Source organism: Aridibaculum aurantiacum, from assembly GCF_017355875.1.
GTDB classification, from domain to species: Bacteria; Bacteroidota; Bacteroidia; order Chitinophagales; family Chitinophagaceae; genus Segetibacter; species Segetibacter aurantiacus.
Window position 1 is genome coordinate 691,264 of the sequence record NZ_JAFEWC010000003.1, and the last position, 25,577, is coordinate 716,840.

At 42.6% G+C, this 25,577-nt stretch carries 24 protein-coding genes; 10 read left to right on the forward strand and 14 right to left on the reverse strand.

Annotated features, from left to right (window positions below; all coding sequences use genetic code 11):
• The first annotated feature begins 70 nt into the window (after nt 1-70).
• Both J4N22_RS16565 and J4N22_RS16570 read left to right on the forward strand, forming a co-directional pair.
• Nucleotides 71-1,120 carry a transglutaminase domain-containing protein gene (locus tag J4N22_RS16565; RefSeq protein WP_207496483.1) on the forward strand — a complete coding sequence of 350 codons (1,050 nt, stop codon included), beginning with the start codon at nt 71-73 and terminating at the stop codon, nt 1,118-1,120.
• 77 nt (nt 1,121-1,197) lie between these two features.
• Nucleotides 1,198-1,734: a hypothetical protein gene (locus tag J4N22_RS16570; RefSeq protein ID WP_207496485.1), complete on the forward strand. Its 537-nt coding sequence runs from the start codon at nt 1,198-1,200 to the stop codon at nt 1,732-1,734.
• A gap of 440 nt (nt 1,735-2,174) precedes the next feature.
• Here J4N22_RS16570 and J4N22_RS16575 read toward each other — a convergent pair whose 3' ends face one another.
• The gene (locus J4N22_RS16575; RefSeq protein ID WP_207496492.1) at nt 2,175-2,630 is read right to left on the reverse strand and encodes a response regulator; all 456 of its coding nucleotides are present in this window, start codon (nt 2,628-2,630) and stop codon (nt 2,175-2,177) included.
• 110 nt (nt 2,631-2,740) lie between these two features.
• Complete coding sequence (locus J4N22_RS16580; RefSeq protein WP_207496494.1) at nt 2,741-2,896, reverse strand: hypothetical protein; 156 nt, start codon at nt 2,894-2,896, stop codon at nt 2,741-2,743.
• A gap of 270 nt (nt 2,897-3,166) precedes the next feature.
• Between J4N22_RS16580 and J4N22_RS16585 the strand changes: the two genes are divergently transcribed.
• Nucleotides 3,167-3,754, forward strand: a complete 588-nt coding sequence (locus J4N22_RS16585; RefSeq protein ID WP_207496496.1) for a peptidylprolyl isomerase — start codon at nt 3,167-3,169, stop codon at nt 3,752-3,754.
• A gap of 86 nt (nt 3,755-3,840) precedes the next feature.
• Here the strand turns inward: J4N22_RS16585 and J4N22_RS16590 are convergent, their stop codons facing one another.
• A complete protein-coding gene (locus J4N22_RS16590) occupies nt 3,841-4,209 on the reverse strand; it encodes an aspartate 1-decarboxylase (RefSeq protein WP_207496504.1) in 369 nt (122 codons plus the stop codon).
• Between the two features lie 116 nt (nt 4,210-4,325).
• Entirely contained in the window at nt 4,326-7,619 is a 3,294-nt protein-coding gene (gene treS, locus J4N22_RS16595) for a maltose alpha-D-glucosyltransferase (RefSeq protein WP_207496514.1), read from the reverse strand.
• A gap of 96 nt (nt 7,620-7,715) precedes the next feature.
• Here treS and J4N22_RS16600 point away from each other — a divergent pair, with 96 nt between their 5' ends.
• The 4 genes from J4N22_RS16600 (at nt 7,716) to J4N22_RS16615 (ending at nt 9,141) form a co-directional block, all read left to right on the forward strand.
• Complete coding sequence (locus J4N22_RS16600) at nt 7,716-7,871, forward strand: hypothetical protein (RefSeq protein ID WP_207496516.1); 156 nt, start codon at nt 7,716-7,718, stop codon at nt 7,869-7,871.
• Nucleotides 7,872-7,908: 37 nt separating this feature from the next.
• Complete coding sequence (locus tag J4N22_RS16605) at nt 7,909-8,295, forward strand: hypothetical protein (protein ID WP_207496518.1); 387 nt, start codon at nt 7,909-7,911, stop codon at nt 8,293-8,295.
• 65 nt (nt 8,296-8,360) lie between these two features.
• Nucleotides 8,361-8,750 (forward strand): DUF1801 domain-containing protein, encoded by a 390-nt coding sequence (locus tag J4N22_RS16610; protein ID WP_207496519.1) that lies wholly within the window; start codon nt 8,361-8,363, stop codon nt 8,748-8,750.
• Between the two features lie 25 nt (nt 8,751-8,775).
• The gene (locus J4N22_RS16615; protein WP_207496520.1) at nt 8,776-9,141 is read left to right on the forward strand and encodes a DUF2200 domain-containing protein; all 366 of its coding nucleotides are present in this window, start codon (nt 8,776-8,778) and stop codon (nt 9,139-9,141) included.
• Nucleotides 9,142-9,160: 19 nt separating this feature from the next.
• On the opposite strand, the gene J4N22_RS16620 is transcribed toward J4N22_RS16615, so the two are convergent.
• Nucleotides 9,161-10,690 (reverse strand): hypothetical protein, encoded by a 1,530-nt coding sequence (locus J4N22_RS16620; RefSeq protein WP_207496521.1) that lies wholly within the window; start codon nt 10,688-10,690, stop codon nt 9,161-9,163.
• Nucleotides 10,691-10,988: 298 nt separating this feature from the next.
• On the reverse strand, nt 10,989-13,871 hold the full coding sequence (gene gcvP / locus J4N22_RS16625) for an aminomethyl-transferring glycine dehydrogenase (protein ID WP_207496522.1): 2,883 nt from the start codon (nt 13,869-13,871) through the stop codon (nt 10,989-10,991).
• Nucleotides 13,872-14,307: 436 nt separating this feature from the next.
• On the opposite strand from gcvP, the gene J4N22_RS16630 reads away from it, so the two are divergent.
• Together J4N22_RS16630 and J4N22_RS16635 are read left to right on the forward strand one after the other, a co-directional pair.
• Complete coding sequence (locus J4N22_RS16630) at nt 14,308-14,700, forward strand: hypothetical protein (RefSeq protein WP_207496523.1); 393 nt, start codon at nt 14,308-14,310, stop codon at nt 14,698-14,700.
• 172 nt (nt 14,701-14,872) lie between these two features.
• Nucleotides 14,873-15,304, forward strand: a complete 432-nt coding sequence (locus tag J4N22_RS16635) for a hypothetical protein (RefSeq protein WP_207496524.1) — start codon at nt 14,873-14,875, stop codon at nt 15,302-15,304.
• Nucleotides 15,305-15,359: 55 nt separating this feature from the next.
• Here the strand turns inward: J4N22_RS16635 and J4N22_RS16640 are convergent, their stop codons facing one another.
• The 6 genes from J4N22_RS16640 to J4N22_RS16665 all read right to left on the reverse strand — a co-directional run bounded on the left by J4N22_RS16640 (nt 15,360) and on the right by J4N22_RS16665 (nt 20,964).
• Nucleotides 15,360-16,574, reverse strand: coding sequence for an OprO/OprP family phosphate-selective porin (locus tag J4N22_RS16640; RefSeq protein WP_207496525.1), 1,215 nt, complete (start codon nt 16,572-16,574; stop codon nt 15,360-15,362).
• Between the two features lie 111 nt (nt 16,575-16,685).
• Nucleotides 16,686-17,306 (reverse strand): HAD family hydrolase, encoded by a 621-nt coding sequence (locus J4N22_RS16645; protein ID WP_207496527.1) that lies wholly within the window; start codon nt 17,304-17,306, stop codon nt 16,686-16,688.
• A 34-nt stretch (nt 17,307-17,340) separates the two neighbouring features.
• Nucleotides 17,341-18,897, reverse strand: a complete 1,557-nt coding sequence (locus tag J4N22_RS16650) for a protein adenylyltransferase SelO (protein WP_207496529.1) — start codon at nt 18,895-18,897, stop codon at nt 17,341-17,343.
• Between the two features lie 179 nt (nt 18,898-19,076).
• Entirely contained in the window at nt 19,077-19,583 is a 507-nt protein-coding gene (locus J4N22_RS16655) for a DUF494 family protein (protein WP_207496532.1), read from the reverse strand.
• A gap of 164 nt (nt 19,584-19,747) precedes the next feature.
• The gene (locus tag J4N22_RS16660) at nt 19,748-20,380 is read right to left on the reverse strand and encodes a DUF4230 domain-containing protein (RefSeq protein WP_207496534.1); all 633 of its coding nucleotides are present in this window, start codon (nt 20,378-20,380) and stop codon (nt 19,748-19,750) included.
• A complete protein-coding gene (locus tag J4N22_RS16665) occupies nt 20,377-20,964 on the reverse strand; it encodes a DUF4230 domain-containing protein (protein WP_207496536.1) in 588 nt (195 codons plus the stop codon). The genes J4N22_RS16660 and J4N22_RS16665 overlap by 4 nt, the downstream gene beginning before the upstream one ends.
• A 71-nt stretch (nt 20,965-21,035) precedes the next feature.
• On the opposite strand from J4N22_RS16665, the gene J4N22_RS16670 reads away from it, so the two are divergent.
• Nucleotides 21,036-21,710 carry a 2-C-methyl-D-erythritol 4-phosphate cytidylyltransferase gene (locus J4N22_RS16670; RefSeq protein ID WP_207496538.1) on the forward strand — a complete coding sequence of 225 codons (675 nt, stop codon included), beginning with the start codon at nt 21,036-21,038 and terminating at the stop codon, nt 21,708-21,710.
• On the opposite strand, the gene J4N22_RS16675 is transcribed toward J4N22_RS16670, so the two are convergent.
• Together J4N22_RS16675 and J4N22_RS20220 are read right to left on the reverse strand one after the other, a co-directional pair.
• Nucleotides 21,703-22,608 carry a hypothetical protein gene (locus J4N22_RS16675; protein ID WP_207496540.1) on the reverse strand — a complete coding sequence of 302 codons (906 nt, stop codon included), beginning with the start codon at nt 22,606-22,608 and terminating at the stop codon, nt 21,703-21,705. The two genes, J4N22_RS16670 and J4N22_RS16675, sit on opposite strands and share 8 nt — an antisense overlap.
• 2 nt (nt 22,609-22,610) lie before the next feature.
• Nucleotides 22,611-25,388 (reverse strand): M1 family aminopeptidase, encoded by a 2,778-nt coding sequence (locus tag J4N22_RS20220; protein ID WP_207496542.1) that lies wholly within the window; start codon nt 25,386-25,388, stop codon nt 22,611-22,613.
• Between the last annotated feature and the right edge of the window lie 189 nt (nt 25,389-25,577).

A 25,577-nucleotide genomic window follows, 5' to 3' on the forward strand; every position in this document is an offset into this window, starting at 1 on the left:
TTAAACACATTTTTTTTATGCCTGTATTACTCAAATTTGTGCAGTAAATTAGGAGGAGAAGGCAGTGCAGATGTTACAGAGGTTTTTACTTTTATTGTTTGTGGTTTTTACTGGTGTAGTTGTTACTGCACAAGACTATGCTTATCCTGCTGTCAACTACAATTCGCCTGCTTTAGAAACATCCCCGGTGTTACTCGCTACCCGTCTTACTGCCCATGCTAAAACCGATAGACAAAAAGTAGAAGCGATCTTTCGTTGGATAACTGATAACATAGATTATAAAGTACAGCCGACAGTCATCAGCCGCAGGATGCCATTAAGAGCCGCGTATTCATCCGATGCAGATACAGGTGCTTTGAAAAATGTAAATGAACGTGTATCGGAAAAAGTATTGCAGGACAAAGAAGCTTTTTGCGAAGGTTATGCTCGTTTATTTTCTACCCTTTGTAGCTATGCTGGTATTCGCAGCGAAGTGGTGACGGGATATGTACGCAACGGCATAGACAGGCCTGCAAAGAACTTTCGCTCCAACCATTCGTGGAATGCTGTAATGATCGACAGTAGCTGGCATTTGTTAGATGTTACATGGGCCTCGGGGTATGTCACCTTCGGCGGCAATAGGTTCATCAGGCAATACGATGATTATTATTATCTGCCTAAGCCTGAAGAATTCATCAGGACGCATTACCCGGAAGACCTGCAATGGACACTACTGCCAGATCCGCCTACCTTAAAAGAGTATAATGCAAGTCCTTTTAAATCTACTGGTCTTTACACGCGGCACGTAAAATCATTTTATCCTTCATGGGGTTCGTTGAATGCAGCTGTTGGTGATACGCTTCATTTTGAAATTGAAGTGGAAGATCCGTCAAATGATCTGCGGGTGGTTGATGTGCTTCAACTAGATTCGGTTATTCTTTCACAGGTAAACTGGTGGGAGCATCCAAAGCAGCAGGTGAAACGCATTGGCAATAAGATCAGGTGTGACTATATAGTTCCTGAGCACCCGGTAAAGTGGCTGCATCTTATTTATAACGATGCTGTTATTCTGCGCTATCGTTTAGTAGTAGAAAAGGAAGAGACGACTAAAAGTCAAACGCATAATCTATTGAAGGAGTAACCTGCCTTACAACCTCAGTTATATATCTCCCTCGCTGCATGGTATACATATTGTACAGCCAAGGCAAATGGTAGCGAATGAAACTCTTGCTGATATACTTTTCTTTTTTGGTCGTGATCTGCACGGGCTGTAATGGGATCCCGGAAAAAATGTTGCCTTCTTTTGAAGTGAACATACAGCCTATAAAACTGCGCGTTCCGCCAATTCCTTTAGTTGCCGGTGAAGAGATTCCTGTTGGCGCTTTACGTTCTCCTATCAATTTAGACAGTGCCATAAAAGCTAATACAGGCAATACTTTTGGCGCGAATGCTGTCCATTCTATTAAGGTGAAACACCTGGTGCTTAAAGCCACCAATGCAGATGATAAAACCAATCTCTCCAATTTTGAGTCTGCACGAATACGCATCTACTCTGATACTTCTGAAGTTGATATTGCCCACTTTACTTTTCCTACGGAGGCAACAGACTCTATGTTTGTGGTACCAGAAACCTCCCCGGAGATCAGCCAGTACTTAAAAGGGCGTAGCCTGTCCTATAACCTATTCTGGAAAAACAGGAAACCTACCCAGAAGCCACTGCAACTTCAGGTGCGGATTGCGCTGAATGTGAAGTAATAAGAGACAAAATTTATGGCTGATTTAAGGACGCATAAGGATGCTTAAGTGTCCATAGCTGTTGCTGCTCATGTGTTTCAGTAGTTACCTAAAGCAGATAGATATTAAGAAGAATGTTGATGTTGCGATCAACTTAAATGTGAATTAAAAGGAGAAATGTTATCAGTTTTCAATACAATAATTCCACTAAATTGGTGTTATAACATTTAAAAACGATAACTAATGGAATCCTGGAAAACCACCCAATCCGAACACTTTGCTGGGAGCCGCCAAGTTAAGCCCCGGTACTTTATGGTCGATAAGTTTTTTATAACCTACAAACGTTGGGACGTTTGGTATGAAATGCGCTTCGAACACAACTTGAATTAAAAATCTTTCAATAACGCTAAAACAAAAGGCGAAGCTACCAGCTTCGCCTTTTTCGTAAGTCTTAATGACTTCTAATGATCTGAGGTTTCTTTTTGTATATCGCGGATCACAAAAGAATGTTTCAAAACACGTGAAAAGCCTGGTTGTTTTAGCAATAGGAACAAGCGCCTCAGCACCTTTACCAGCTTTTGCTGCGACGTAGGTTTTACCAGGTAATAGGCCGCCCCAAGTTTATAAGCCATGTCAATATCTTTCATCTGGTGATTGGTAGAATAAATAACTACCGGAACTTCTGCCAGGTCGGGCATGGTTGCGATCGCCTTCAGGCAATCAATCCCGTTCTTTAACGGCATATTCAGGTCAAGAATAATATAATCAGGCAGCAAGAAATTTTTCAGTGCGTAAATGCACTCAAGACCATCATGCACACGGTGCATCTGGAACGACGGGAAGATCTCAGATAATGCCTCTTCAAACATGGAACTATCATCATTGTCGTCTTCAGCTAAAAAGATTTTAGGGCTCATAGTCAATCGTTATTATAGTTTATTCATTCTCACAGGTACTGGTTTCTAACTCTCATCTATTTACAGTATCAAATCTGTGCCAAATACAAACAAACAAGCTGTTATTCAGCTTATTGCTTCTGAAGTTCAAACAATTTTTTCTGAAGCTTTTTAATATTGTTCTTGATGGCTTTTAAACTTGAAAATTCTTTTCCATTTAATAATAAAGCCTGGTAGCGATTTTGCTCTTCAGTGATCTGTTGTTGTAAATTTTGATTTAATTGCATGTGATCAATTTTTAGAATGATTGAATAATATTTTTAAGAAAGGGGGTTCAACAGGATATGCTACAGCTGCAGGATAGAACCTGGCGAAATGGCTAGTACAATCTAAATTTGAATGTAGAACTGCAGAATTGAAAGAAATGCAAGTGCTACAACTGTAGTCCAAACGAATGTAATCATAATGAATTCCAGATTTTTTAATGTTTTCTAAAACTTTCATTTGCAATCAATTTTGATCGCTCACTTAAAGAACCTTCACACTAACCACCACTTATGTTTCGCTTCTATATCATCTTAATAATTTTTAGCTGCGTTTGCTCTGCATGTGGTACACCAGCAAGTAAATACCCGGTAGTACTGATACAGACCAAACATGGCGAAATAGCCGTAGAATTATATACTGATAAAGCACCTCAAACTGCAGGAGCATTCTTGAAAAATGTTGACGCCGGTATTTATAAAAACTCCTATTTCTACCGGGTGCTAAACCAGGATAACCAAGCTTCGGATGCTGTAAAAACTTTCCTTGTTCAAGGTGGCATTTGGCGAAACAACAGTAAACTATCAGACTCACTATCGCGTGTGCCACATGAGACTACGCAGCAAACCGGCATTTTACATACAGATGGTGTCATCTCTATGGCGCGGCAGGAGCCGGGATCAGCAGGTACTGAATTTTTCCTCTGCATTGGCAACCAACCGGGTTTGGACTTTGGCGGCAAGAACAATCCTGATGGACAAGGTTACGCTGCTTTTGGTAAGGTGATAGAAGGACTGGATGTACTTCGTAAGATCTATCGCCAGCCGGAAGAAGATCAGTATTTTTTTCCGCCTGTTCCTATCTACAACATCACCCGTTAATACTTGCTGTTTTGCTGTACTAAAAAAGCCTCTACCGTAGTAAAAGCTTTTCAGTAAGGCCCTGTTGGCCGGGGCCAAAAAGTTCTTTAATTGAATACGTATGTCTTTGCCTCTTTCAGTTTGTTCTCAGAATCTGCATAGATGATCTTTGGCTCAAATTCGTCAGCGTCTTTATCATTGAAATAAGCATACGCCAACACATGGATCTTGTCTCCCTTTTTAAATAGTTTGGAAGCTGCGCCATTCATGGTTACAAAGCCTTCCCTTTTACTGCGAACCACATAAGTGATAATGCGATTTCCGTTTGTGAGATTGTTTACATGTACCTGCTCAAAAAGTCGCAAACCTGCGGCTTCTATTATGTCATCTGGCAGCGCTATACTTCCTGGATAATCTTCCGAGCTTTCTGATACTATCAGTTGTTGTACTTTGGTTCTTAGTAGTTGAACAAGCATATGGTGTATTTAGAGTGTATTATAGCAGCAAGAACTAAATAATTTGCATTTCAGTTACTTACGCAGTACTAATTGATACTCAAATTATGTACCAGCTGCAGAAGCTGAAGAAGAAGCTACAGAATCCGATCTATAACTCCCAGTGGCACAATAGCCCATGCTGGTCGTGTATTTAATTCAACATTCAGATCAAAAATTGCCTTCTCCAACAGGTATGTTTCCAGCATCATTTGTAATTCACTTCTATCTTTTGGTATAAAAGCAGTATCTGCTACTGTGTCTATATACGCTCTCAGGAAGAAGCTACTCATGTAATGGCTCCATAATTCAGCAAAAGGAAGTAAGCCTTCAATATCTTCCTGCTGTACCTGGTTGGTACGCAAGAAACCATCGTAGGCCACGTAGTTGAGCGATCGTATCATCATTGCCACATCGCGCAGGGGGGATCTTTTCAACCTTCTTTCGCTATAGCTGCGGGTAGGATCGCCACCAAAATCATTGATGGCTATGTCTTTACCGGTAAATAATACCTGCCCAAGGTGATAGTTTCCATGAATGCGGATCTTCTGTACGTCCAGCTTTTTATTGTAGATGCGCTTCAGCTTATCCAGCACTTCCTCTTTTCTTTCAATCAGTTTTCTTGCATGATCCTTTACTGCATTTGGCAGCATCTCCAGGTTCTTACTTTTAGTTTGGTAGGCTTCCCTTACCAGCGACTGCATAGAAGAAAAGAGCGACCGCTGGTAGTGCAACGAGAATTCTTCAGGCGCAAACTCTTTAAGATGCTGCCCTTGAGCCAGCGCTTTGTGCATTTCTGCGGTGCGCATACCTATGTGCTGTATCTGCACCGGGCCTGTATTTCCTAAAAGCACCTGCAGCTCTTCAGGCAGTTCTTCGTACGATACTGGTTCAGCTAAAGAACCGAGTTTGGGATACTGGAGCAGCTCCTCGCGGTTACGGGCCAGTATGCGTTCAGTGTAGTTGTTTATTCTTTCAAGCATGAAGCTGTAACCATCTCCATGATTTTCTACCAGCGCCTGCATCATTCCAATAACGATCGTGTCTTTGCCAAGCTGCCACTTTATCGAACCAACATATTCAGGCACGTATTGAAACTTTGCCTGCCCCCATAGATAATGGGAAATTTCAACATCAGGATTGATGGCTGGGTCAACTTTGCGGTAAATACGGAGGAAGAAACGGTTGTTGTAGCTGATGGCACTGTTATTCAGCTCAGAAGAATGTAACCGGCTTTTCAATTCAAACCCTTCGCCGGTCATGCCTTCAAAGTTGCCATAGTTGCTAAAGCTAATGGCTCCGTCATCCTGTGCATTTTCCACCTGCTGAAACAACCAGTGCTGCATATCTATTGTATACACTGCATCGCATAGTAAACCTTTTTCACCACCAGCATCATAAGTAGCAATGATAGATTGCGGGCAAGTATCGTACAGTCTTTCAGCATAACTGCCGGAAATGGCAGTTACTGGTATGAAATAAGTTTCTGGCAAACCACTGCCGAACGTTACTTCTGCCAGCAGGAATAGTACTTCTGTAGACTGCAGTTTTATTAGTTGGGTAGAAGTGATCTTGATGCTATAGATCATCTTTTCTTTAGCTGCAAACCAACTGGTTTTGTGCAGGTACGATGGCAGTATCTCGGTCTCCAGTTGTGGAAACAGAATATCACTAAATATCTCTTCGCGGCTGTTGATGGTCAATGCTGGCAGAGGCGTTTGGTCATCGCCGCGGCTGGCTACTTTTTGTAGCTGGAACCAATGATAGGTGTGTGGTCCAAGCGTGAAGAAATATGGTTCATCTTTTATAGTAGGGAAAGCATTCTTACTGAATAATTCAACCGGAACATAATTCTTGAAGTTGCTAAGTGGTACGTCTACTGCCTGCGAGAATTTAGAAAGATTTACCACAATCAGCAGTGTCTCGTCCTGGTAGGTGCGTGTGAAAGCCAGCACCTTTGGATTATCAACGTTGAGGAACTTCAAATCGCCGCGACCAAACGCCTTGAACTTTTTGCGCATGTTGATGGTCCGCTTCATGTACCAGAGTAGCGAAGATGTATTACCTCGCTGCATCTCCACATTAACAGATTCGTAATGGTACTCAGGATCGAGAATTACAGGCAGGTAAAGGCTTTGAGGATTGGCTTTGGAGAAACCTGCATTTCGATCGGGCGACCACTGCATAGGTGTGCGAACACCATTGCGGTCTCCGAGGTAGAAGTTGTCACCCATTCCTATTTCATCGCCATAATAAATTACTGGTGTGCCTGGTAGTGAAAACAGCAGGCAGTTCATAAGTTCTATTTTCCGGCGGTCATTTTCCATCAGCGGTGCCAGCCGGTGGCGGATACCCAAATTGATCTTTGCCTTTGGATCTTTTGCGTACACCTTGTACATATAATCACGCTCCTCATCCGTCACCATTTCCAGTGTCAGCTCATCGTGGTTGCGCAAAAAGATTGCCCATTGGCAGGTTTCAGGTATTGCCGGTGTCTGATCAAAAATATCAGTGATAGGGTAGCGATCTTCCATTTGCAGTGCCATGAACATTCGCGGCATCACGGGGAAGTGGTAGTTCATGTGGCATTCATCACCATTACCAAAATAAGACGCGGCTTCTTCCGGCCACATGTTTGCCTCTGCCAGGAAGACAATTCCTGGAAATTTTGAATCGATGTGAGCCCGAAGCTTTTTCAGAAATTCATGTGTCTCTGGCAGGTTCTCACCATTGGTACCTTCACGTTCAAACAGGTAAGGAATGGCATCCAGGCGGAAGCCATCAACACCCATTTCGCACCAATAATCCAGCACCTTAAAAATCTCTTCCTGTACGGCAGGATTATCATAATTCAGGTCGGGCTGGTGGTGGAAGAAACGGTGCCAGTAATATTGTTGTGCTACAGGATCCCATGTCCAGTTGCTGGCCTCAAAATCCTGGAAGATGATGCGCACATCTTTCCACTGGTTCGGATCATCGGTCCAAACATAATAATCACGCTCTGGTGATCCTTTAGGTGCAGTTCGTGCCCGCTGAAACCACGGGTGCTGGTCCGAAGTGTGGTTAACAACCAGCTCAGTGATCACTTTTAGATTCCGCTTGTGCGCCTCTTCCAGCAGTTGTTTAAACTGTTCTATATTTCCGTAAGATGGATTGATAGAATAATAATCAGCAATGTCGTAGCCATCATCTTTTAGCGGCGAAGGATAAAAAGGCAGCACCCAGACCGCCGTCACACCCATCTCCTGCAGGTAGTCCAGCTTTTGCAGCAGTCCCTGGAAATCCCCAATACCATCGCCATCGCTGTCGTGAAATGCTTTTATGTGTAGTTCGTAAATAATTGCGTCTTTATACCAGTGCAGTTTATCGTCGAGAACGGGTTGTGTAGCCATATAGTTGATCGTGTGGTTATAAATCAAAAACTTACGATGCAAAAAAATAAGGCCACGGTAAATGGGGAGGCAAGGAGGGAGGTTGATCAATAGTAAATGAGATTAGGAAGAAGCCTGATATTGTCGTACAAACAAGTAAAAGATGCTCTTATTGTTGATAACTGCATCAACCATCTTATAGAGTCACGCGCAATGCAGAAATATAAGATGAAGACTAAATCAGCACTTAAAGTTTTCTCTCTTGTACAATAAGAAAAAAATAATTTTCTTACCAGGTAAAATGACAACTATGAAGTGGATCTTAATTCTAGCTGCCTTGACATGTATAATACCTGCTTATAGCCAACTGCCAGCTTCCACAGAAACTGAAAGCAGTATATATCTAAGAAAAAGCAAGACACAAAGAACGATTGGCAACATCTTATTATGGGGTGGTGCAACAGTGTTTGTGGGCACGATGCTGCAGTCCGCAGGCCCCGAAGGAAAGAATAGTTTTGAAACCGTAGGTACCGGTGCAATAGGAGCTATGTTGTTAAGCATTCCGTTCTTTATCAAAGGAAGGAAGAACAGAAGATTGGCAGAAGCATCTGCATCTTTAAAAGTAGACACTAATCCAACGCCGCTTTTAGTCAACCGCACAATGGTGCCCGCAGCAACTATACAATTTAGATTTTAGTTGTTGGTGTACGACACAAATTCCAATGCTTTTCACAAGCTCATTTACTCTAGATTAGCAGTTATATGAACCCAGGAATTCAAGCATACAACAATAGTCAGGCAGTGGCAGATCAAGAGATTTGTCATCTTCTTGCAACAACTATTGATAGTGTATTGACCGAGGCTGAAAGCAAGATATGGCACGCTCACCCTGTCTGGTTTTTAGATGGGAATCCCGTTGTTGGGTATAGCAAACTGAAGGACAGTGTGCGACTGCTTTTCTGGAGTGGGCAATCTTTTGATGAAGAAAAATTAAAGGTTGAAGGAAAATTTAAGGCTGCAGAATTTCGATACACCTCCAAAGATCAGATTGATTTAGTTGACCTGGAAAGGTGGTTGAAGAAAGCCAGGAGCATTCAGTGGGATTATAAGAACATTGTAAAAAGAAAAGGACAATTAGAACGTTTGAAATAATTTGTACACCTAACTGTAGTTCTATATGAATACCACAAGCACACACGATGAGCGTATAGCCAAAATGACCTTTGCCTCTGTATATCCTCATTATGTAACAAAGGTTGAAAAGAAGGGCAGGAGCAAAGAAGAATTGCACCAGGTAATAGAATGGCTGACGGGATATGATGAAGAAAAACTGCAGGAGCTCATTGAAGAGAAAGCAACATTTGAAACGTTTTTCCAGCGTGCTACTTTACATCCCAATGCTCATCTTATTACAGGTGTTATCTGTGGCTACCGGGTAGAAGAGATTGAAAATCCACTGACGCAACAGGTAAGGTTTTTAGACAAACTGGTGGATGAATTAGCCAAAGGTCGTAAGATGGAAAAGATCTTACGGACTGCATAAACGGTTTGTTGAGTAATGTTTACACTACTGAACCTGCTGCTTCATTTTTCCTGTTAGTAAAGGTTGTTATTAAAAATAAAACTATAGGAATGGCCAATGCAATGATGGGTACATGATACCGTAATACCGATGGCGCCAACAGCACAATAAAGAAGAAATTAGCCAGGAAGAACAGTGCAAAACAAAGCAGGAAACGGTTGATGAGCTTTGGGTACTTCCTGTATTGCTTGCTGAAATAATACCAACATCCCAAACCTACTCCCATAACGTTCAGCACTAGGAACAGCCAATTAGAATGACCGAAGACAGCGGTATAAAGAGCTGGTCGGTGCTTGCTTACCTTATTGCTTTTGTAGTTAAAATACTTAGTTGCTACAGCGGCTACGGTGTCCACATCTTCAAAATAAGTATCGTATAGCTCCAGGCGCGGCAAAACGTATTCGCCCAGGTTTGGCACCACAAAGTGTTGGATGTAGGCCACCGGGTTCTGCAGGATGATAGTTTTTCCAAACTTGCCATACAATGGCGCCAGTTCATTCCATGTGCGAAAGAAGCCGGCTTTGGCGTTGTGCTGCCTCAGGTAAAGTTTCAGCGGGCTCTGCGGGTGCCACATATACCATGCAGACGCTTTGGTAGTAATTGAATCTTTATAGGTATTAAAAAAACTTTGGTTGAATACCAATAGTTCCCTCACTTTCTGATTTTCTATGGTTGATGGATCTATCTTCTTATTCCTTACAACGTGCAATGCGTTGTTAGCATATTGCCAGCCACTGAAGCCGGTAAAGATCTTTGTGCCTACCAGCTTTTCTGTTTGCCTGCTGGTGTATTCAATAAAAGAGAAAACAAATGCTACAGCAACTAGTATGTAAGCGAGTTTTTTCCAGGTAGAAAGTGTGGCAAATAAAATGGCAACAGCAGTGAAAATTGGGAAGTAAACAGCGTTGTAGCGTAACATGAAGATCATTAAAAGCAACCACAGGTGTAGCGAAATGATGTACCACTTCGGCTTGTGCATTACCCAAATAAGCAGTGTAAACCATGCAACGGTTAGGCTATTAAAAAAAGTATCGGAGCTGATATAGTTGCTGGAGAACACCCAAAACGGGTGCAGGATCAGCAGTGCGAACAGCAGGTATTTTTTCCAGCCTTTTAATAAAAAGAAATAGCAGGACGTGAAAAACAGGAACAGGTTTGCCAGCCACCACGAACCATATTGCCCGGCAATGAGTGCCAGCTCAGACGTCGATAGCAACCGGAAAAATTGGATCAGTTTGCTATAGAAAATGGGCCTGAAACTGATGGGTTGATTATTGGCCGCAGCACCTACATAAGTGAACGAATCAGCAAAATAGCTTGGCACCGGGTACAGCCAACGCAGGATAATAAAATGAGTGATACCTGCCAGCAGTGCTATCCACAGGTAGTGCTTGTTCTGCCAGGTAAAGGCTTTCCAGCCGCCGTTTTCAATTGCCGAGTCTCCTTTCATGTGCGGCAAAGATAACCGGCCGCTGTTGTTGTCGCTGACGAACATTAATATATTAGCCATTCCTGCCACCACTTTCGTTTGGGTTTTTAAACGGCTGGAGACAAGAAATTTATATTGTTGGTAAGGGGACCAACAATGGCTGCAACTTTATAATGTTGGTCATCAGAAACCAATGGCTACAACTTCAAATTATTGGTCCGGCGACCAACAATGGCAATGCACCAATGCAAAAGATCCCGCCGTATCAGGGCAGGACCTTTTTATAACTCTATTCTCAATGTCTAAAATCAAATATCAAACATCAAACATCAAACATCCAACATCCAACATCTAACATCTAACATCTAACACCTCCCGCCTAATTCACCCCCGCTTCCTGGTAGGCCTCAATTGGCTCACAGGTACAGATCAGGTTGCGGTCACCATGCGTATTGTTGATACGGCTGATGGAAGGCCAGAACTTCTTCTCCCTTACAAAAGGCAGCGGGAAGGCTGCTTGTGAACGAGGATAAGCATGGTTCCATTCATCGGCGCAGATAACCTGCTGTGGGTGCGGTGCATTCTTCAGCACATTGTCAGTTTTATCTGCTGTGCCATTTTCTATTGCTACTATCTCTTCATGAATGTTGATCATTGCTTCGCAGAAGCGGTCAAGTTCTTCTTTAGGTTCGCTTTCTGTAGGCTCAATCATGATAGTACCTGCAACAGGGAAGCTAAGCGTAGGAGCGTGGAAGCCATAATCCATCAAACGTTTAGCTACGTCTTCTGCTTCTATACCTACAGCTTTGAACGGTCGTAGGTCCACGATGAACTCATGAGCGCAAGTGTTGTTCTTGCCGCTGTAAAGGATCTTATAATGCTTCTCCAGTTTCGCCTTCATGTAGTTAGCATTCAGGATAGCGTATTCTGTTGCTTTACGTAATCCGTTTGCTCCCAACATTTTTATATAAGCATAACTGATCAACAAGATGCTGGCTGATCCAAAAGGAGCAGCACTCACCGCATTGGCTTGTGCATCTTTATTGATGCTTACATGTCCCGGTAAGAAAGGAGCCAGTTTCTCATTTACACAAATAGGTCCCATACCAGGGCCACCACCACCATGCGGAATTGCAAAGGTCTTGTGCAGGTTAAGGTGGCAAACATCAGCACCAATATAGCCGGGAGCAGTAAGACCTACCTGCGCATTCATGTTGGCGCCATCCATATAAACCAGTCCACCAAATTCATGTATGATGTCGCAGATCTCTTTGATGCTTTCTTCAAACACACCATGTGTACTTGGATAAGTCACCATCAATCCAGCAAGGCTGTCTTTGTATTTTTCTGCATTGCGACGCAGGTCTTCTACATCTATGTTACCAGCTTCATCACATTTAGTTACCACCACTTTCAACCCCGCCATTACTGCACTTGCAGGGTTGGTGCCGTGTGCCGAAATAGGGATCAAGATAACATTGCGATGTGCTTCTTTGCGGTCTTCATGGTAAGCTTTGATAGCCAGCAAACCTGCATATTCACCTTGTGCACCACTGTTAGGCTGCAGCGAGGTAGCAGCAAATCCTGTTATATTACTTAGCCATGCTTCCAGTTCGTGAACGATCTGCTGGTATCCTTCCCATTGATCCTTAGGTGCAAAAGGATGCATTTTGCTAAACTGCGGCCAGCTAACAGGTATAAGTTCTGTAGCTGCATTCAGCTTCATGGTACAGCTGCCCAATGGTATCATCGAGTTGTCCAGGCTCAGGTCCTTGTTCTCCAGCATCTTCAGGTAGCGCATCATTTCTGTTTCACTGTGGTGTGTGTTGAACACCGGGTGCCCCAGGTAAGTAGATGTGCGGGTCAATGAGGTTGGAATATTCTCCAGGTTGCTGTCGTAGTCGAAGCTAAGCGAAACCGATTCTATGCCTGCTACTTCTGCAAACACCTGCAGTATATCCAGGATGTCTTCCTGCGTGGTGGTTTCGTCAAGCGAAATGCCTACATAGCCTTCGTTGCCATAGTAGAAGTTGATACTGCGTGCTTCAGCCTCCAGGCGCAGCGCATCTATATCATCCACTTTTATTTTTATGGTATCAAAGAAGTATTGATTCGCCTGCTCGAAACCCATTGCTGCCAATTCATTGGCTAAAGCAAAAGCCAGCAGGCTCACTCGTTTTCCAATATTTTTCAATCCCTCTGGGCCATGGTATACTGCATACATAGCAGCCATATTGGCCAGCAGTGCCTGCGCAGTACAAATATTAGAAGTTGCCTTTTCGCGACGAATATGTTGCTCCCTTGTTTGAAGCGCCATTCGCAATGCACGTGTGCCTTGTGCATCTATACTCACGCCAATGATGCGGCCAGGGATTACTCGCTTAAATTCATCTTTGGTAGCAAAGAATGCAGCATGCGGTCCGCCAAATCCCATTGGAACGCCAAAGCGCTGAGCAGAACCTATGGCAACATCAGCACCCAGTTCGCCCGGAGGTGTCAGCAGGGTAAGCGCCAGCAGGTCCGCAGCCATTATTACCAGAACATTGGCTGCATGTGCCTTTTCTGTAAATGAACGATAATCTTCTACTGCACCGTCGCTGTTAGGATATTGCAGCAAAGCGCCAAAGTATGTTTCATCCAGTTCAGCGGTTTTAAAATCACCCACCACCACTTCTATCTTCAGCGGAGTAGCACGCGTGATTACCACATCCAATGTTTGCACAAACACTTTTGCGTCCACAAAAAATTTAGGAGCGCCTATGTTTTCGCCTTTATTCTTGTTGTTGAACAACATGGCCATTGCCTCAGCCGCAGCAGTTCCTTCATCCAGTAGCGATGCATTGGCAATTGGTAAAGCAGTAAGATCGCTGATCATGGTCTGGAAGTTCAGCAGGCTTTCCAAACGACCTTGTGCTATCTCTGCCTGGTAAGGCGTGTATTGTGTATACCAGCCTGGATTTTCAAACAGGTTACGACGAATAACACTTGGTGTAAAATTGTCGTAGTAGCCCTGGCCAATATAGCTTTTGAAGACCTTGTTCTTTTGCGCAGTTTCGCGTAGCTCCGCCAGGTAGCGTGCTTCGCTTACCGGTCCGGCCACATCCAGTGGGTCCGGCAGCCTGATGGCTTCCGGTACCGTGCGATTTATCAATTCTTCCAGCGAAGACGCTCCAATGGTTTGCAGCATCTGTTGCGTATCCTGCTCATTGGGTCCAATATGCCTTTCCTGGAACTCATTTGCTTGTTGTTCAAAAATATTCATATCAATTTTTGTAATCTGAATAGCTGCCATAACCGATGAGACAGCACAAATAAATTGTTTTTATAAGCCAGCTTTTGTCCTTTTATCATCATCGTTGTGTCACTCACTTGTACGGCATAGCGTATAGCGGCGGTAGCGTCAGCAAGCATGAAGATCAATTCCCTTCCAAATACGCCAATGAGGTAACAGGGAGGGTAAAAAAGGATGCGCAAAGGTAGGGGAGAGCAGGCAGATAAAAATTCCGCCAATGAACGGTTTTGCAGATATTTCTGAAGCTGCACAGCGTCTTATTTTTTAGATATTGCCAGTCTCTAAATCTTGTTCGCTCTTGTTGAATGCATGGAAACTTCTACGTTGAACTTTCTTTAACAACCCAACACTAAACATTCCTTTCCTCTAAAGGTCTATCATTCACAAACCTGTAAAACGATAGATTATGAAAAAGATAGCATTAGGATTTTTAGCAGTTGCCATCAGTTTTGCCACCATTGCCCAGGACGGCAAACGTGAAGGCGCAAAAGGAAATAAAGCAAACAAGGAATTCAAGCATCGCGGTAAGGGCGGTCAAGATAAATTCCAATCTTTAGGACTTTCTGATGCACAGGGTGCACAAATGAAGAGCATCAACGAGAACTTCCGCAACCAGATGAGCGCATTGCGAAATGACAATACACTTTCTGATGATGCAAAGAAGCAAAGGAAGCAGGCATTGATCGCTGATCATAAAGCACAGATCCATGCTATTCTTACTCCTGAGCAAAGAACTCAGTGGGAGGCAAGGAAACAAAACGGAGACTTCAAGAGAAAGCATAAGAGCAAGCAATCATAGTGTACAATTGTTGATGATTTGAAATGGCCTGCCAATGCAGGTCATTTTTTTTGCGTCGTAGCTTCTGCAATGGATGATGTAAATCATAGGATACCTGTTGTTCTGCAAGTAGTCTTGCATAGTGGTTACAACAATAGTTTGTAGCCCTTTTTAAAGTCTAAAAAGCAAGAACATGAACCCCGCCATTATTGATTTTGTTGCCGGCCAACGCTGTGCCAGCATCTGTTGTTTTGATGAATACAACAACCCTTATTGCTTTAGTTGCTTTTACGCATTCGACAGCAGGGACAACCTGCTGATCTATAAAACATCTTCAAATTCTCACCACTATTCGGTGATGGTGAACAGGACAGATGTTGCAGGTACCATTCTACCAGATAAACTTAATCCACTTGCTATACAAGGTGTTCAGTTTACCGGCAGCGTCTTGCCAAAAGATCATCCTTCAACGCAAGGGGCATCTACTAAATATTATAAGCGATTTCCTTTTGCAGTTACAATGCCCGGCCAGGTAGTGGTAATACAATTGGATGAAATAAAGATGACAGATAACACCCGTGGCTTGGGAACCAAGATCAGGTGGATGAAAGAGCCGGTGTATTAGTAGATAGAGGCTGACTCAGCTACTTGTAGTTTGGAAATCGGCAACGCGTTTATACCTAGAAAGTAAATTGCACCCTGCCTTGCAGAGAGGTCGCATTGAACCTGCGCTCTATTCGGCTTACCACCATGTTGAGCATTAGTCTTGAATTGCTATTCAGGTAGTAGTTCAGTCCCACTGTCAGGTCACTCATTCGCTCCAATACACTAACAGATTCTGTCAGGTCTATATAGGCATAACGAACACCAACTTCCCATGCCCCACGCATAGATGAACCGTTTTGCTTTTCATCCAAAGCAATATCATCAAAGTAATTGCTTGCACGGTCATACTGCCTTCTGCCGCCTTTCAGGAAATAAGAAGCATAAGCATAGTAGGTATTGAAAGCAGTTTTGCGTGGATCACCTAATGAGTCGGTTGGGCTGCCAAGGATGGTATAGGTGCGCAGGAACTCCGATTGGAAGTTGAACCTTTTAAATGAATACCCCAGTTCGCCAGCCAACTGAACGATCTTGTTTACGTCCTTAATTTCACCTGATCGAATATAGGTAGCACCGGTGTGCGTTTCATTATCCGTTTGCACTGAGTAGACATTAGCAGTAGGCGTATAAACACTATTGGAAATACCGATGTGAAGCGCCTGGTTTTTTTCTTTATTGTAAAGTGGGTTGAACGCTAATCTTGATGCTACGGAAAAACGCACATCCTCATCTTCGTCCTCGCCAGATGAATTAGTGCGGCGATAGACGCCAGAGTAGATCCGTGCTTTTTCTCCCAATTTGCGCTGTAGCATGATACCCACATTTCTTCCCGGTGCAAATGCACTGGTGAGTGATCTTTCCATGAAAAGAATGCTATTGCTCGAGTAATTTTCTTCCATACCAACCGGCTCCCTGAAGTGCCCCACCGTTAGTCGCTCAATGTGTGGGATCTTTAAAAAAGAAACATAAACATCTCCCATTCTTATGCCTTCGCTAAAGGTGAATTCTATCTCGTATTCTATGGCGTTATCATAACTGCCCGAGAAGGTAACACGTGCTCTGCGAATACGCATTGTTGGGTCAATAGGTTCAGCTAAAGTATCCAGCGCCTTTGACTGCCGTGCAATGGCTGCATCAAAATGTATACGGCCACCGGCAGCAAATTCAAATTTTCGGTCGCCGGTACTTCTAAATTTTAGCCTATCCTGCCAGTATGCCTCCAGGTTTATAGGTTGGCTAATACAATGGAAGCTGGCAATTGAAAGAAAAGCAATGAGTATTAGTTTATGCAAACCAGTTTTTTCGCTACAGCTTCAAATTTTATTCCGCCACATGTTTGTGGATATTCAGTTTGATCAATGAAAAATTGTGGCAACAAAGAAGCCAGTTCCTTGTTCTGGCTATCAATCTTCATCCAGTTTCAGTTCATCAAAATTTGAAATGATATAGGTTGCTTCAGCACCTGGTTGCTGTTTGTTCTTGTCATAATAAACGGTGTCTATTCCCAGTTCTGTAGCACCTTTTATTTCTGAATCAAGGTCATCACCAATCACCAGTACTTCACTTTTATTGTACTTATACTTATCTACAATTTCCTGGAAGATGTCTTTCTTTTGCTTGTCATTTACCATCGGATCAATGATGAAGATCTCTTTAAAATCTTTCTCCAGTTCCAGGGCTTTCACTTTGCTTTGCTGCATTTTCATAAAGCCAGTAGTAACCAGGAAACGATCCACAGGAAGTGAACGCATTCTTTCAAAATCTTCAAAAGCCTGCATGGGTTCATCATACGTTAGTTCCTGCAATAGCTTTATACAATCCTCTTGCAGCTTTTCATCAAAGTCATATTCTTCGGCCACCTTTTGAAAAGGTATCCGCATCATGTCCTTCTTTATCTCTTCCAGGTCATCATTGTGCGCACCAGATTCTTCTATTTTTTTAAAAACAGGTTCAAACAATTTTGCTCCTATAGACGGCACAGGGTAAATGGTATTGTCCAGGTCAAATATCAAAGCCTTTTTCATCGTGTTGATCTTTTAATCTAATGTAAATCTTCCCTTAAGAGCTGCAGCTAAGCATAGAGCAGCCTGCTTTATTGCTTGCCCATGTTGGCCGCTTTTTCAGGAACTCATCATGTTTGTTTGAATATGGTTCCTTCATTGCCTGCTGCAATTTTTCAAACAGTTTAGCATCACCTTTTTCTAACTCTTCAATAGCCTGGTGAAGCAGGTAGTTTCGAAGAATAAAACGAGGATTTGCCTGCCGCATACGCTCTTGCGACTGAGCGCGATCTATTTTGTTGCTTGCTATCCGTTCTGCATAAGTTGTTATAACAGCTACAAAGGTTTCGGTTTCTTCAGCAGAAAGTGTTTTGTAAAAACTTTCAGAGAAGTGCTGCATTACCTGGTCTCCATCTGCATCTAATGGAAGTTCAATGAGTAACTGGTAAAAGATGGTCATGTCGGGCTTGATAGCGCGGAGCATTTTTTCTATAACATCAAACAGCTTTACATCTGTTTCGCGCAATTCATCCAGGCCAAGCTTTTTGCCCATTATCATATAGTGGCTTGCCCAATAATGATCATCGTATTCTTCCAGTGCTTTACCCAGTTGATCTTTATCTTCTACCAAAGGAGCTAATGCACCTGCCAGGCAAGCAAGGTTCCATTTTGCTATTGCCGGCTGGCGGCCAAATGCATAACGCCTTCCCGGAAGATCTGTAGTGTTAGGTGTAAACGCAGGATCATAATCATCCACAAAAGAATAAGGTCCATAATCAATGGTAGCACCAAGTATGGACATATTATCCGTGTTCATCACGCCATGAACAAATCCTACCCGCAGCCACTCAGTCATTAGCCTTGCTGTCCTCTGTACCACCTCAATAAACCATTGGATGATTTTGTCTTCACCTGTTATATGAGGATAGTAACGGCTGATGGTCCAATCCACCAGTTTTTGAAGATTGCCTATTTCTTTACGTGCGGCAAGCATTTCAAAATTTCCAAAGCGGAGGAATGTAGGAGCCACCCGCATAACAATAGCGCCGGGTTCATTATCCGGGTTGCCGTCGTAAAACATATCACGCATTACAAGGTCACCTGTTTTAACAAGACTAAGTGCACGTGTGGTGGGTATACCTAAATAATGCATAGCCTCACTCATCAGGTATTCGCGTACAGATGACCGCAATACCGCACGCCCATCGGCGCGGCGGCTATAGGCAGTAGGTCCTGCACCTTTCAATTGCAGTTCTACCGAGCGGCCATTCGTGGTGGTCATTTCACCCAATGTTATTGCACGACCATCGCCCAATTGACCAGCCCAATTTCCAAACTGGTGACCGGCATAACATGCTGCGTATGGATACATGGAAGGAGTGACACGGTTGCCACCAAGTATATCTAAATCATCTTGTTGAGTAGGTTGTTCTATGCCTAGTTCGGCAGCCAGCTCGTGGCTCCATGCCAAGAGTGAAACCTGTTTTACAGGTGTTGGAATGGCTTTGCTGTAAAGCATCCCCGGTGTTTGACGTGGCCTCAGGTCACCGCTGTCATCACCATCAAAGTGTTCAGTAAATTCTTTTTTAAATTCTATCGAGCTAAGACTTTGCATTTCTCATTATTTATTCTTCCTGCTAATAACGCAATTACTTTGCCGCGCTGCCAAACCGGTGGGGATTGAGCCGTAATGCGTAATTGAAGGTAGCAGGTTGTAATAAATAATGAGAAATGCAACATTCTATTAGAGTGGAGCGATGTATTTCCTAAAGCTTTTGTACAAGTCAATTTCACTTACGCAGCAGTTGCTGGCTGAAGCGTTTTGGGCGCATTGTATTGTTGAAGGAAACTTACCATGCTTTCCTGTTCCTTGCCCAGGCGCATAAGTTCGTCGTCATTGTAATAGCGCCATAAGATCTCGTTCAGCACTTCTTCCTCTTCATCCATATGCTGAAAAGAAACGGACATGAAATATTCAAATGCCTGTTGGATGTCAGAAAATATTTCTCCGTCTGCATCAGCACCAAGTATGGAAAGCTCGTGCAGCAGGCTTTGTAAATGTCTTACCTGGTTCATCAGCTTGTGGTGTTGCCTGGTAAACACATCCCAAACAGAAGGTTCATAATCGAAGATCAATGGAAAGATCAATTGTTCTTCCATCTTTATTTGCTGAACAGTTTTTTGCAAAACATCATGTAGCTGCTGGTATGCAGTGGCCGATGAAAGCTCAATAGAAACACATGTATGAAGTAAAGATGATCTTAAAGCAACCTGTACTTGCTGAAGTTTATTGTATCGCATAGCTGGAAATTTTAAAACCTAAAGCCGTTATTGTTTTGGATGACGATACAAAAGAACTCTGTTTCTATTGCTGTTGCAATAACATAAAAATGTGGTTGGTGCCAGTAATGCTTTTACTGATGAATAGTGGTGGATGGCTAGGATAAGTGGTAGTCATTAGTTGATCACTGTATAGAAACCTGCACAACCTTGAATCCTGCTGATTGCAGGAACTGCTCCATAATGCCACGTGCTTTATTATTTGCCTTCTCAAGAATGTTGTTGGCAATTGCACGATCGATCATCTTTTGCCTTGCAGAAATCTTTACCTGGTTTACTTCTTCATTGCTCCACCTGCCACTTTCTTCAAACACTTCAAAATCTGACGGATTAAGAATGGCATCTGTAACGGTAGCCTTTGGTAAAACAATGGTTGCCGTGTCGCCTGTTACTTTTACATGCATGCTATCAATTCTGCTAAAGTCTGTTCCGGCCATTACCTTGCCTTTGCCAATAAGCACCAGTTGCTTATCAGCAGATGGCAAAATGTTTACGTGCGTGATCTTATTGAAAACATTTACAAAAGCAGAGCCTTTGGTAGGTACAACAGACGACACAACTACTTCGTCGCTTACCACAATTGTTACAAGCTGACCTATAGCTTTGATGTCTTTTATGAGAATAGGTGTTTCATCAATTACCACTGGTTTAGCTGTGAATAAACCAGAAAGCGAAGAGCCGGATCTCATTTTGTATATGAAGAAACCTACAGCTAAAACCACCAGCAGGAGCACAATATTTTTAAAACTCATTTTCATAGAAGGACATCCTTTTGAATAGCACCCGATTGATTGATGGTGATGTTTTCGAAGCCAAGTTGTTTTAGCAGGTTATGCATAAGTGTGGCTGTATTAGATCGTGCCTGGTTAAGAATACCTAATGAGTCAATGCTTTTCTTGATTTGTTGTTCGGCTTGTGTGACCAGGGCATCACGTTCTTTGGTAGAGTATTCGCTTCTAAAAGTGCCTACTTCCTGGTAAGCAAGTTGTATTTTTTCAGGAGGCATGCTTATGCTAACAACTTTTGGCGGCGGTAAAGTAAGGGTGATGTTTTTCCCATCTACACGGATGTTGTTTTCGGTAATGCTGGTAAGGTCAACTCCGGCTTTAATAACTGCTTCGGCTGTCATTAATATCTTCCTGTCACCTGGCTTATACCACGTTTTATTGTCGTTTGCTTTGATGATCTTGGTAATAGTATATTCTACAGTAGCCAGGTCACCCATCTCTTGTATGGCAAGCACAACATTGGGTTGTTGCGCTTCACGCTTTGCACAGCCTAAAGCAAATGGTAGTAAGAGAAAAATGAGGTAACGCATATTCATACGAAGTAAACAAATCATGCCCCGGGTTTGCTTAGTTTTTACTTAAACATTGAATTCCATGAATTGTTTTTAACAGCATCTTTGTAACCATGAAAAAATATGCTGTAATTGTTGCTGGCGGATCGGGGGTAAGAATGGGAGGGGCTGTTCCTAAACAATTTCTGTTGCTTAAAGGCAAGCCTGTTATCTCATATACGCTGCAAGCATTTTTACAGGTTTTTGAAGACCTACATGTTATTCTTGTTCTTCCGCAAAATCATGTACAGGAAGGTGAAGCGATCGTTCAGTCAATGAAGTTGCATGATCGTGTTACCATTGTTCAAGGTGGTGATAGCCGCTTTCAATCTGTAAAAAATGGACTGGCACATGTAACAGATCCTTCTGTAGTTTTTGTGCACGATGGCGTGCGTTGTATGGTATCGCACGAACTTATTAAACAATGTTATGAGCAGGCTCTTGATAAAGGAAGTGCTATACCTGCAATAGCTGCTACGGACAGTATTCGCATTGCTGAAGCATCCCATCATTACGTAATGGACAGGAACAAAGTTCGGATCATACAAACACCTCAAACTTTTCTTTCGTCAGTTTTATTGCCAGCTTTTGAGCAACCTTATAATGATGCTTTTACCGATGAAGCAACAGTAGTAGAAGCCAATGATGTTACCACACATTTAATCAATGGTGAAGAAAGTAATATCAAAATAACAAGGCCACTTGACCTGTTGATTGCGGAGGCTATACTAGATAAAAGAATTACTTAAGCAGGTTGATAGGGAAGGGGAGGTTGTTATATTTTACCTCGTAATATTCTTCTGCCGCAGGCCCAAAGCGTTGATAGAATGCAGCCACGTTGGGAATGTCGGAACCTTCAAGATCAAGCAGCAAATTGCTGCCTGCATATTTTTCAATAATGCTATTGATGAAGAAATAGGTAGCGCGAAGTTGTCGCCCTTTTTCAGTAGGCGCACCTATTACATAATAAAGTCTCCTATGATCCTTAAGTAAAGCTGCAGCAAATACAATTTCACCTGTCTCATCTTTTATTGCAAATGTTTCTGCAAACCCTGTTGCAATGGCTTTTTTTGTTAGCAATAAAAACTGGTCATAATCTTTATTGGTAACAGTAGGATGAAGATGATCATATGCTTTGCGATAAAGATCTATTACCTGCTCAGCAGCAACACCAGTAGATAGATTGCAACTGCGTTGAGTTGCTTTCCTGATATTCTTCAAACATTCTTTAGAAATATTTGCCCGGATAGTATGAAGGCTAGTATGCAGGTTAATGACATAGTTGATATGCTTTACCAGTTTAAAATCTTTATTAGCCGGCTGTTGATCTGTATTGTAATGGATGAAGCGAAAATGCTTTGTAACCGCTGTGTACATTGCATCCACTTGTTGTGGAGTGGTGGCTCCAAACACTCCCAGCCGCTGAATAAAAGGAAGCTGGTAAACATATTTAAACCCCCACTTGCTCCGGTAAGGTAATGGCATTACAACTTCATAATCATTGTACACCAGCGCATCCCATGTGCATAGTGCATCGAGGCAAAAGGAATAAGCGTAAACCAGGCCATTGCTTGCATCCGAAATGCATTTATCCCACTTGGTTTTATCTATCTCGTGGTTCTTGCAATAGCGGATAGGCATGCTCATGCTTACAGCGGAAAGTTTTTTACAAGGTTCTTTACCTGCAGTTTGTCAATGTCTATATTGAAGGAGATGGTACGGGCAAATTTCTTTTCTGCGGTTATACTTTGTACATAGTCTCTGAAAGCGCTGCTGTACAGAATAGGAATGTAGATGTTTACCAACGAATTGAAAAGCGGTACCTGTAAACCTGCATCGTACATAAAACGACCAGTTGAAGATTCTTCCTGCCATGCATCGGCGTATGTGCCAATATCTACAAATATCTTCAGCGGTATCTTGATAGGAAGTACACTCAATGGGTTGTATTTACCTGGCAGGTCTGTTACAATGTTCAGTGCCATCAGCCAATCATCGCTGCTGCCGATTTCTCTTTGCTGTGTTCTTATTTTAAAAAAGCCATCACGCTCCATTATCTGCTGGCTCATCCAGCCAGTGCCTTCAAATTTGTTGCGGCCAATATAGTAGTTGCTATAGGTATAATCTTCTCTTCCTACAGGCCCGGTCATGTTAAGTGCATAACGATCGTTCTGAAATCTTGTAAGAAATGTCCTGGGAACTGTATAAAAAAATTTACCGGCAAACAACCTGGCTGATATGCCCGACTTACCATCGGCATAATTGAAAAAATATTTACCAGTAAGTCCTGTTCTTACAAAACCTTCACCTTGGTCAGTAGAAAGCGTGAAGGAATATGGATATAAAATCCTGTTGTCGCTTATAGATAATGAAAGCCGGTTCACATACCTGTCGTTGCTTTTTTTATCGATAACATCTATAGGTCCTGCGGGTGTTTGCTCTGTTCTAAAATCTAACTGGTCTTCTTTTATCAGGAAGGTTTGCCAGTGTGCTGAATACCTGCGCGTAGATGTAGCATCCTTATCGTACTTAGTAAGTTCAAGTGATGGCACAATGCGCCGCATACCTAAATGAATGGAAGGATCGTCTTGCGGAAATTGATTTTGCGTAAAGTTGATGTAACTAACAGCACCTTCTAATTTATACCCGCGGGCATACTTGGTATAACCAGCACGGCCAAATCCATTTAATGCTGATGACCCTGTAGCGTACATAGCTCCTGCTATAAACTGGAAGTTGGTAGGTGGTAATGTATAATTATGTACCAAGGCACCCAGCATCATTTTATCATAAGCGTTGAAACCTATAGCAGGTGCTATATTCAAGTAGTTGTACTTTTCAGTGTCTTTGAAGTTGAATAAGAAAGATGGCTTCAACTTTTTCTTCTCAAGGTGATCATGATAAGAAAGTGAACCGCTGTTATGCAATTCAATGAAAATATGGTTAAGGTCTTTGCCACTGTTCTTCTCCATACTCCACTTAAAATCTTCCGGGTAAGGATGCCTGAAACTCCACTCGCGGTAGTATTGGCGCATGCAGCTATCAAAAAGAGCTGTACCTAATTCATCTTCCAGTTTCTTCATCCAGCGGCTTGCTTTGTAGTAGGCAACCAGTCCATAGTTCACATGGTTGAATTTGGTGGACGGCGTTTCTATTGGTTGGTCTTTATGAATTTTAGCCATGATATTCAGCAACCATTTCTCTTCATCGTCAGGTAGCTTCTTGCGCAGGTTAGCAGGTACAGCTTGCAAAAAGCCATAGGTGCCGTACTTCTGAAGTTCATACCGTTTTTGGTAAAAAGTATTCATGCCTTCATCCATCCACGGATGCTGCCGTTCATTGCTTGCCAGCACACCATAAAACCAGTTGTGGCCAATCTCGTGTACGATAGTCGCATCAAAATTTTGTCCTGAATCGCTGGTAGTGATAAGTGTGATGGTAGGGTACTCCATACCGCCGCTTGCCTGGTTCTCATCTCCCTGCACAACACTGGCAACTAAATAAGGATATTCACCTACATGTATGCTGTAGTGATGCAAACCAGCCTTGGTGTATTTAACGGCTTGCTTATAACCTTTGTGGTTGTTTTTATGGTAAGTAAATACATCCACTACTTTACCTGAAGCAAGCATGGTGGTGTCATGATCAACTATGAAATCTTTAGAAGCAAACCATGCAAAATCATGTACCCGGTCCTGCTTGAAATGCCAGGTTTTTTTAGCGCCTTCAATGTTGTGTTTACCATTCTTTTTAATAGCCGAGAGTGTATTCCCATCTTGAAGAATGCCGGTTGCACCAACAACATAAGCAGCGGGTGCTGTTATCTCCACATCATAAGTTCCAAACTCGCTGTAGAATTCTCCCTGGTCCAGGTAAGGCATCGGGTGCCAGCCTTTTCTATCATATACTGCAGGTTTAGGAAACCATTGCGTTACCTGGTAGTCATTGCCTATATGTCCACCTCTCGAAAAGTTGTAAGGCAGTTTTACATGAAAAGGAGAAGTAATGATGGTTTTGGCTCTAGGTAGTAGAGGTTTCGGCAGCCACAGTTTTACAATATCTATATGAGCAGCGTCTTCTTCCATACGTATGGTTTGTCCATCTGCTTTAAAATCTAGTTTGTTGATGTAACCTCTTGCTTCAGGTTTAGAGAAATAGAAATCTGTTCTGCCCATCTTCAGGAGCTGATCATTAAATGCTGTACGATCGTTTTTGTAAGCGTTCGGCCACAAGTGAAACCAGATGAAATGAAGTGTATCCGGAGAACGATTGATGTACTCTATTGTTTCAAACGCATCCAGCGAGTGATCCTGGTCGTTCAATGAAACAGAAATGGTAACATTCACTTCCTGTTGCCAATATTTTTGCTGGGCAAAGGCTGTTGAAGCCAATACGAAACAGCATAGAAAAAGAAATAGTTTATTCACAAATAAGCTTTTAAAATCAATTGTGGTATAGGTACGAAATACCAGGTACGAGGTACGAGGTGCGAAGTACGAGGTGAAAACATCTTATCAACCATCCAAATCATTCATCAGCCATACCAACATCAGCCATACCAACATCAAACATCAAACACAAAACACCAAACATCAAACCTTAAACCTTAAACTTCA

Excerpts from the sequence above, each read along its gene's own strand:
- J4N22_RS16565 (WP_207496483.1), top strand. The coding sequence starts at position 71 with ATGTTACAGAGGTTTTTACTTTTATTGTTTGTGGTTTTTACTGGTGTA.
- J4N22_RS16570 (WP_207496485.1), top strand. The coding sequence starts at position 1,198 with ATGAAACTCTTGCTGATATACTTTTCTTTTTTGGTCGTGATCTGCACG.
- J4N22_RS16575 (WP_207496492.1), bottom strand. The coding sequence starts at position 2,630 with ATGAGCCCTAAAATCTTTTTAGCTGAAGACGACAATGATGATAGTTCC.
- J4N22_RS16580 (WP_207496494.1), bottom strand. The coding sequence starts at position 2,896 with ATGCAATTAAATCAAAATTTACAACAACAGATCACTGAAGAGCAAAAT.
- J4N22_RS16585 (WP_207496496.1), top strand. The coding sequence starts at position 3,167 with ATGTTTCGCTTCTATATCATCTTAATAATTTTTAGCTGCGTTTGCTCT.
- J4N22_RS16590 (WP_207496504.1), bottom strand. The coding sequence starts at position 4,209 with ATGCTTGTTCAACTACTAAGAACCAAAGTACAACAACTGATAGTATCA.
- treS (WP_207496514.1), bottom strand. The coding sequence starts at position 7,619 with ATGGCTACACAACCCGTTCTCGACGATAAACTGCACTGGTATAAAGAC.
- J4N22_RS16600 (WP_207496516.1), top strand. The coding sequence starts at position 7,716 with ATGAGATTAGGAAGAAGCCTGATATTGTCGTACAAACAAGTAAAAGAT.
- J4N22_RS16605 (WP_207496518.1), top strand. The coding sequence starts at position 7,909 with ATGAAGTGGATCTTAATTCTAGCTGCCTTGACATGTATAATACCTGCT.
- J4N22_RS16610 (WP_207496519.1), top strand. The coding sequence starts at position 8,361 with ATGAACCCAGGAATTCAAGCATACAACAATAGTCAGGCAGTGGCAGAT.
- J4N22_RS16615 (WP_207496520.1), top strand. The coding sequence starts at position 8,776 with ATGAATACCACAAGCACACACGATGAGCGTATAGCCAAAATGACCTTT.
- J4N22_RS16620 (WP_207496521.1), bottom strand. The coding sequence starts at position 10,690 with ATGGCTAATATATTAATGTTCGTCAGCGACAACAACAGCGGCCGGTTA.
- gcvP (WP_207496522.1), bottom strand. The coding sequence starts at position 13,871 with ATGAATATTTTTGAACAACAAGCAAATGAGTTCCAGGAAAGGCATATT.
- J4N22_RS16630 (WP_207496523.1), top strand. The coding sequence starts at position 14,308 with ATGAAAAAGATAGCATTAGGATTTTTAGCAGTTGCCATCAGTTTTGCC.
- J4N22_RS16635 (WP_207496524.1), top strand. The coding sequence starts at position 14,873 with ATGAACCCCGCCATTATTGATTTTGTTGCCGGCCAACGCTGTGCCAGC.
- J4N22_RS16645 (WP_207496527.1), bottom strand. The coding sequence starts at position 17,306 with ATGAAAAAGGCTTTGATATTTGACCTGGACAATACCATTTACCCTGTG.
- J4N22_RS16650 (WP_207496529.1), bottom strand. The coding sequence starts at position 18,897 with ATGCAAAGTCTTAGCTCGATAGAATTTAAAAAAGAATTTACTGAACAC.
- J4N22_RS16655 (WP_207496532.1), bottom strand. The coding sequence starts at position 19,583 with ATGCGATACAATAAACTTCAGCAAGTACAGGTTGCTTTAAGATCATCT.
- J4N22_RS16660 (WP_207496534.1), bottom strand. The coding sequence starts at position 20,380 with ATGAAAATGAGTTTTAAAAATATTGTGCTCCTGCTGGTGGTTTTAGCT.
- J4N22_RS16665 (WP_207496536.1), bottom strand. The coding sequence starts at position 20,964 with ATGATTTGTTTACTTCGTATGAATATGCGTTACCTCATTTTTCTCTTA.
- J4N22_RS16670 (WP_207496538.1), top strand. The coding sequence starts at position 21,036 with ATGAAAAAATATGCTGTAATTGTTGCTGGCGGATCGGGGGTAAGAATG.
- J4N22_RS16675 (WP_207496540.1), bottom strand. The coding sequence starts at position 22,608 with ATGAGCATGCCTATCCGCTATTGCAAGAACCACGAGATAGATAAAACC.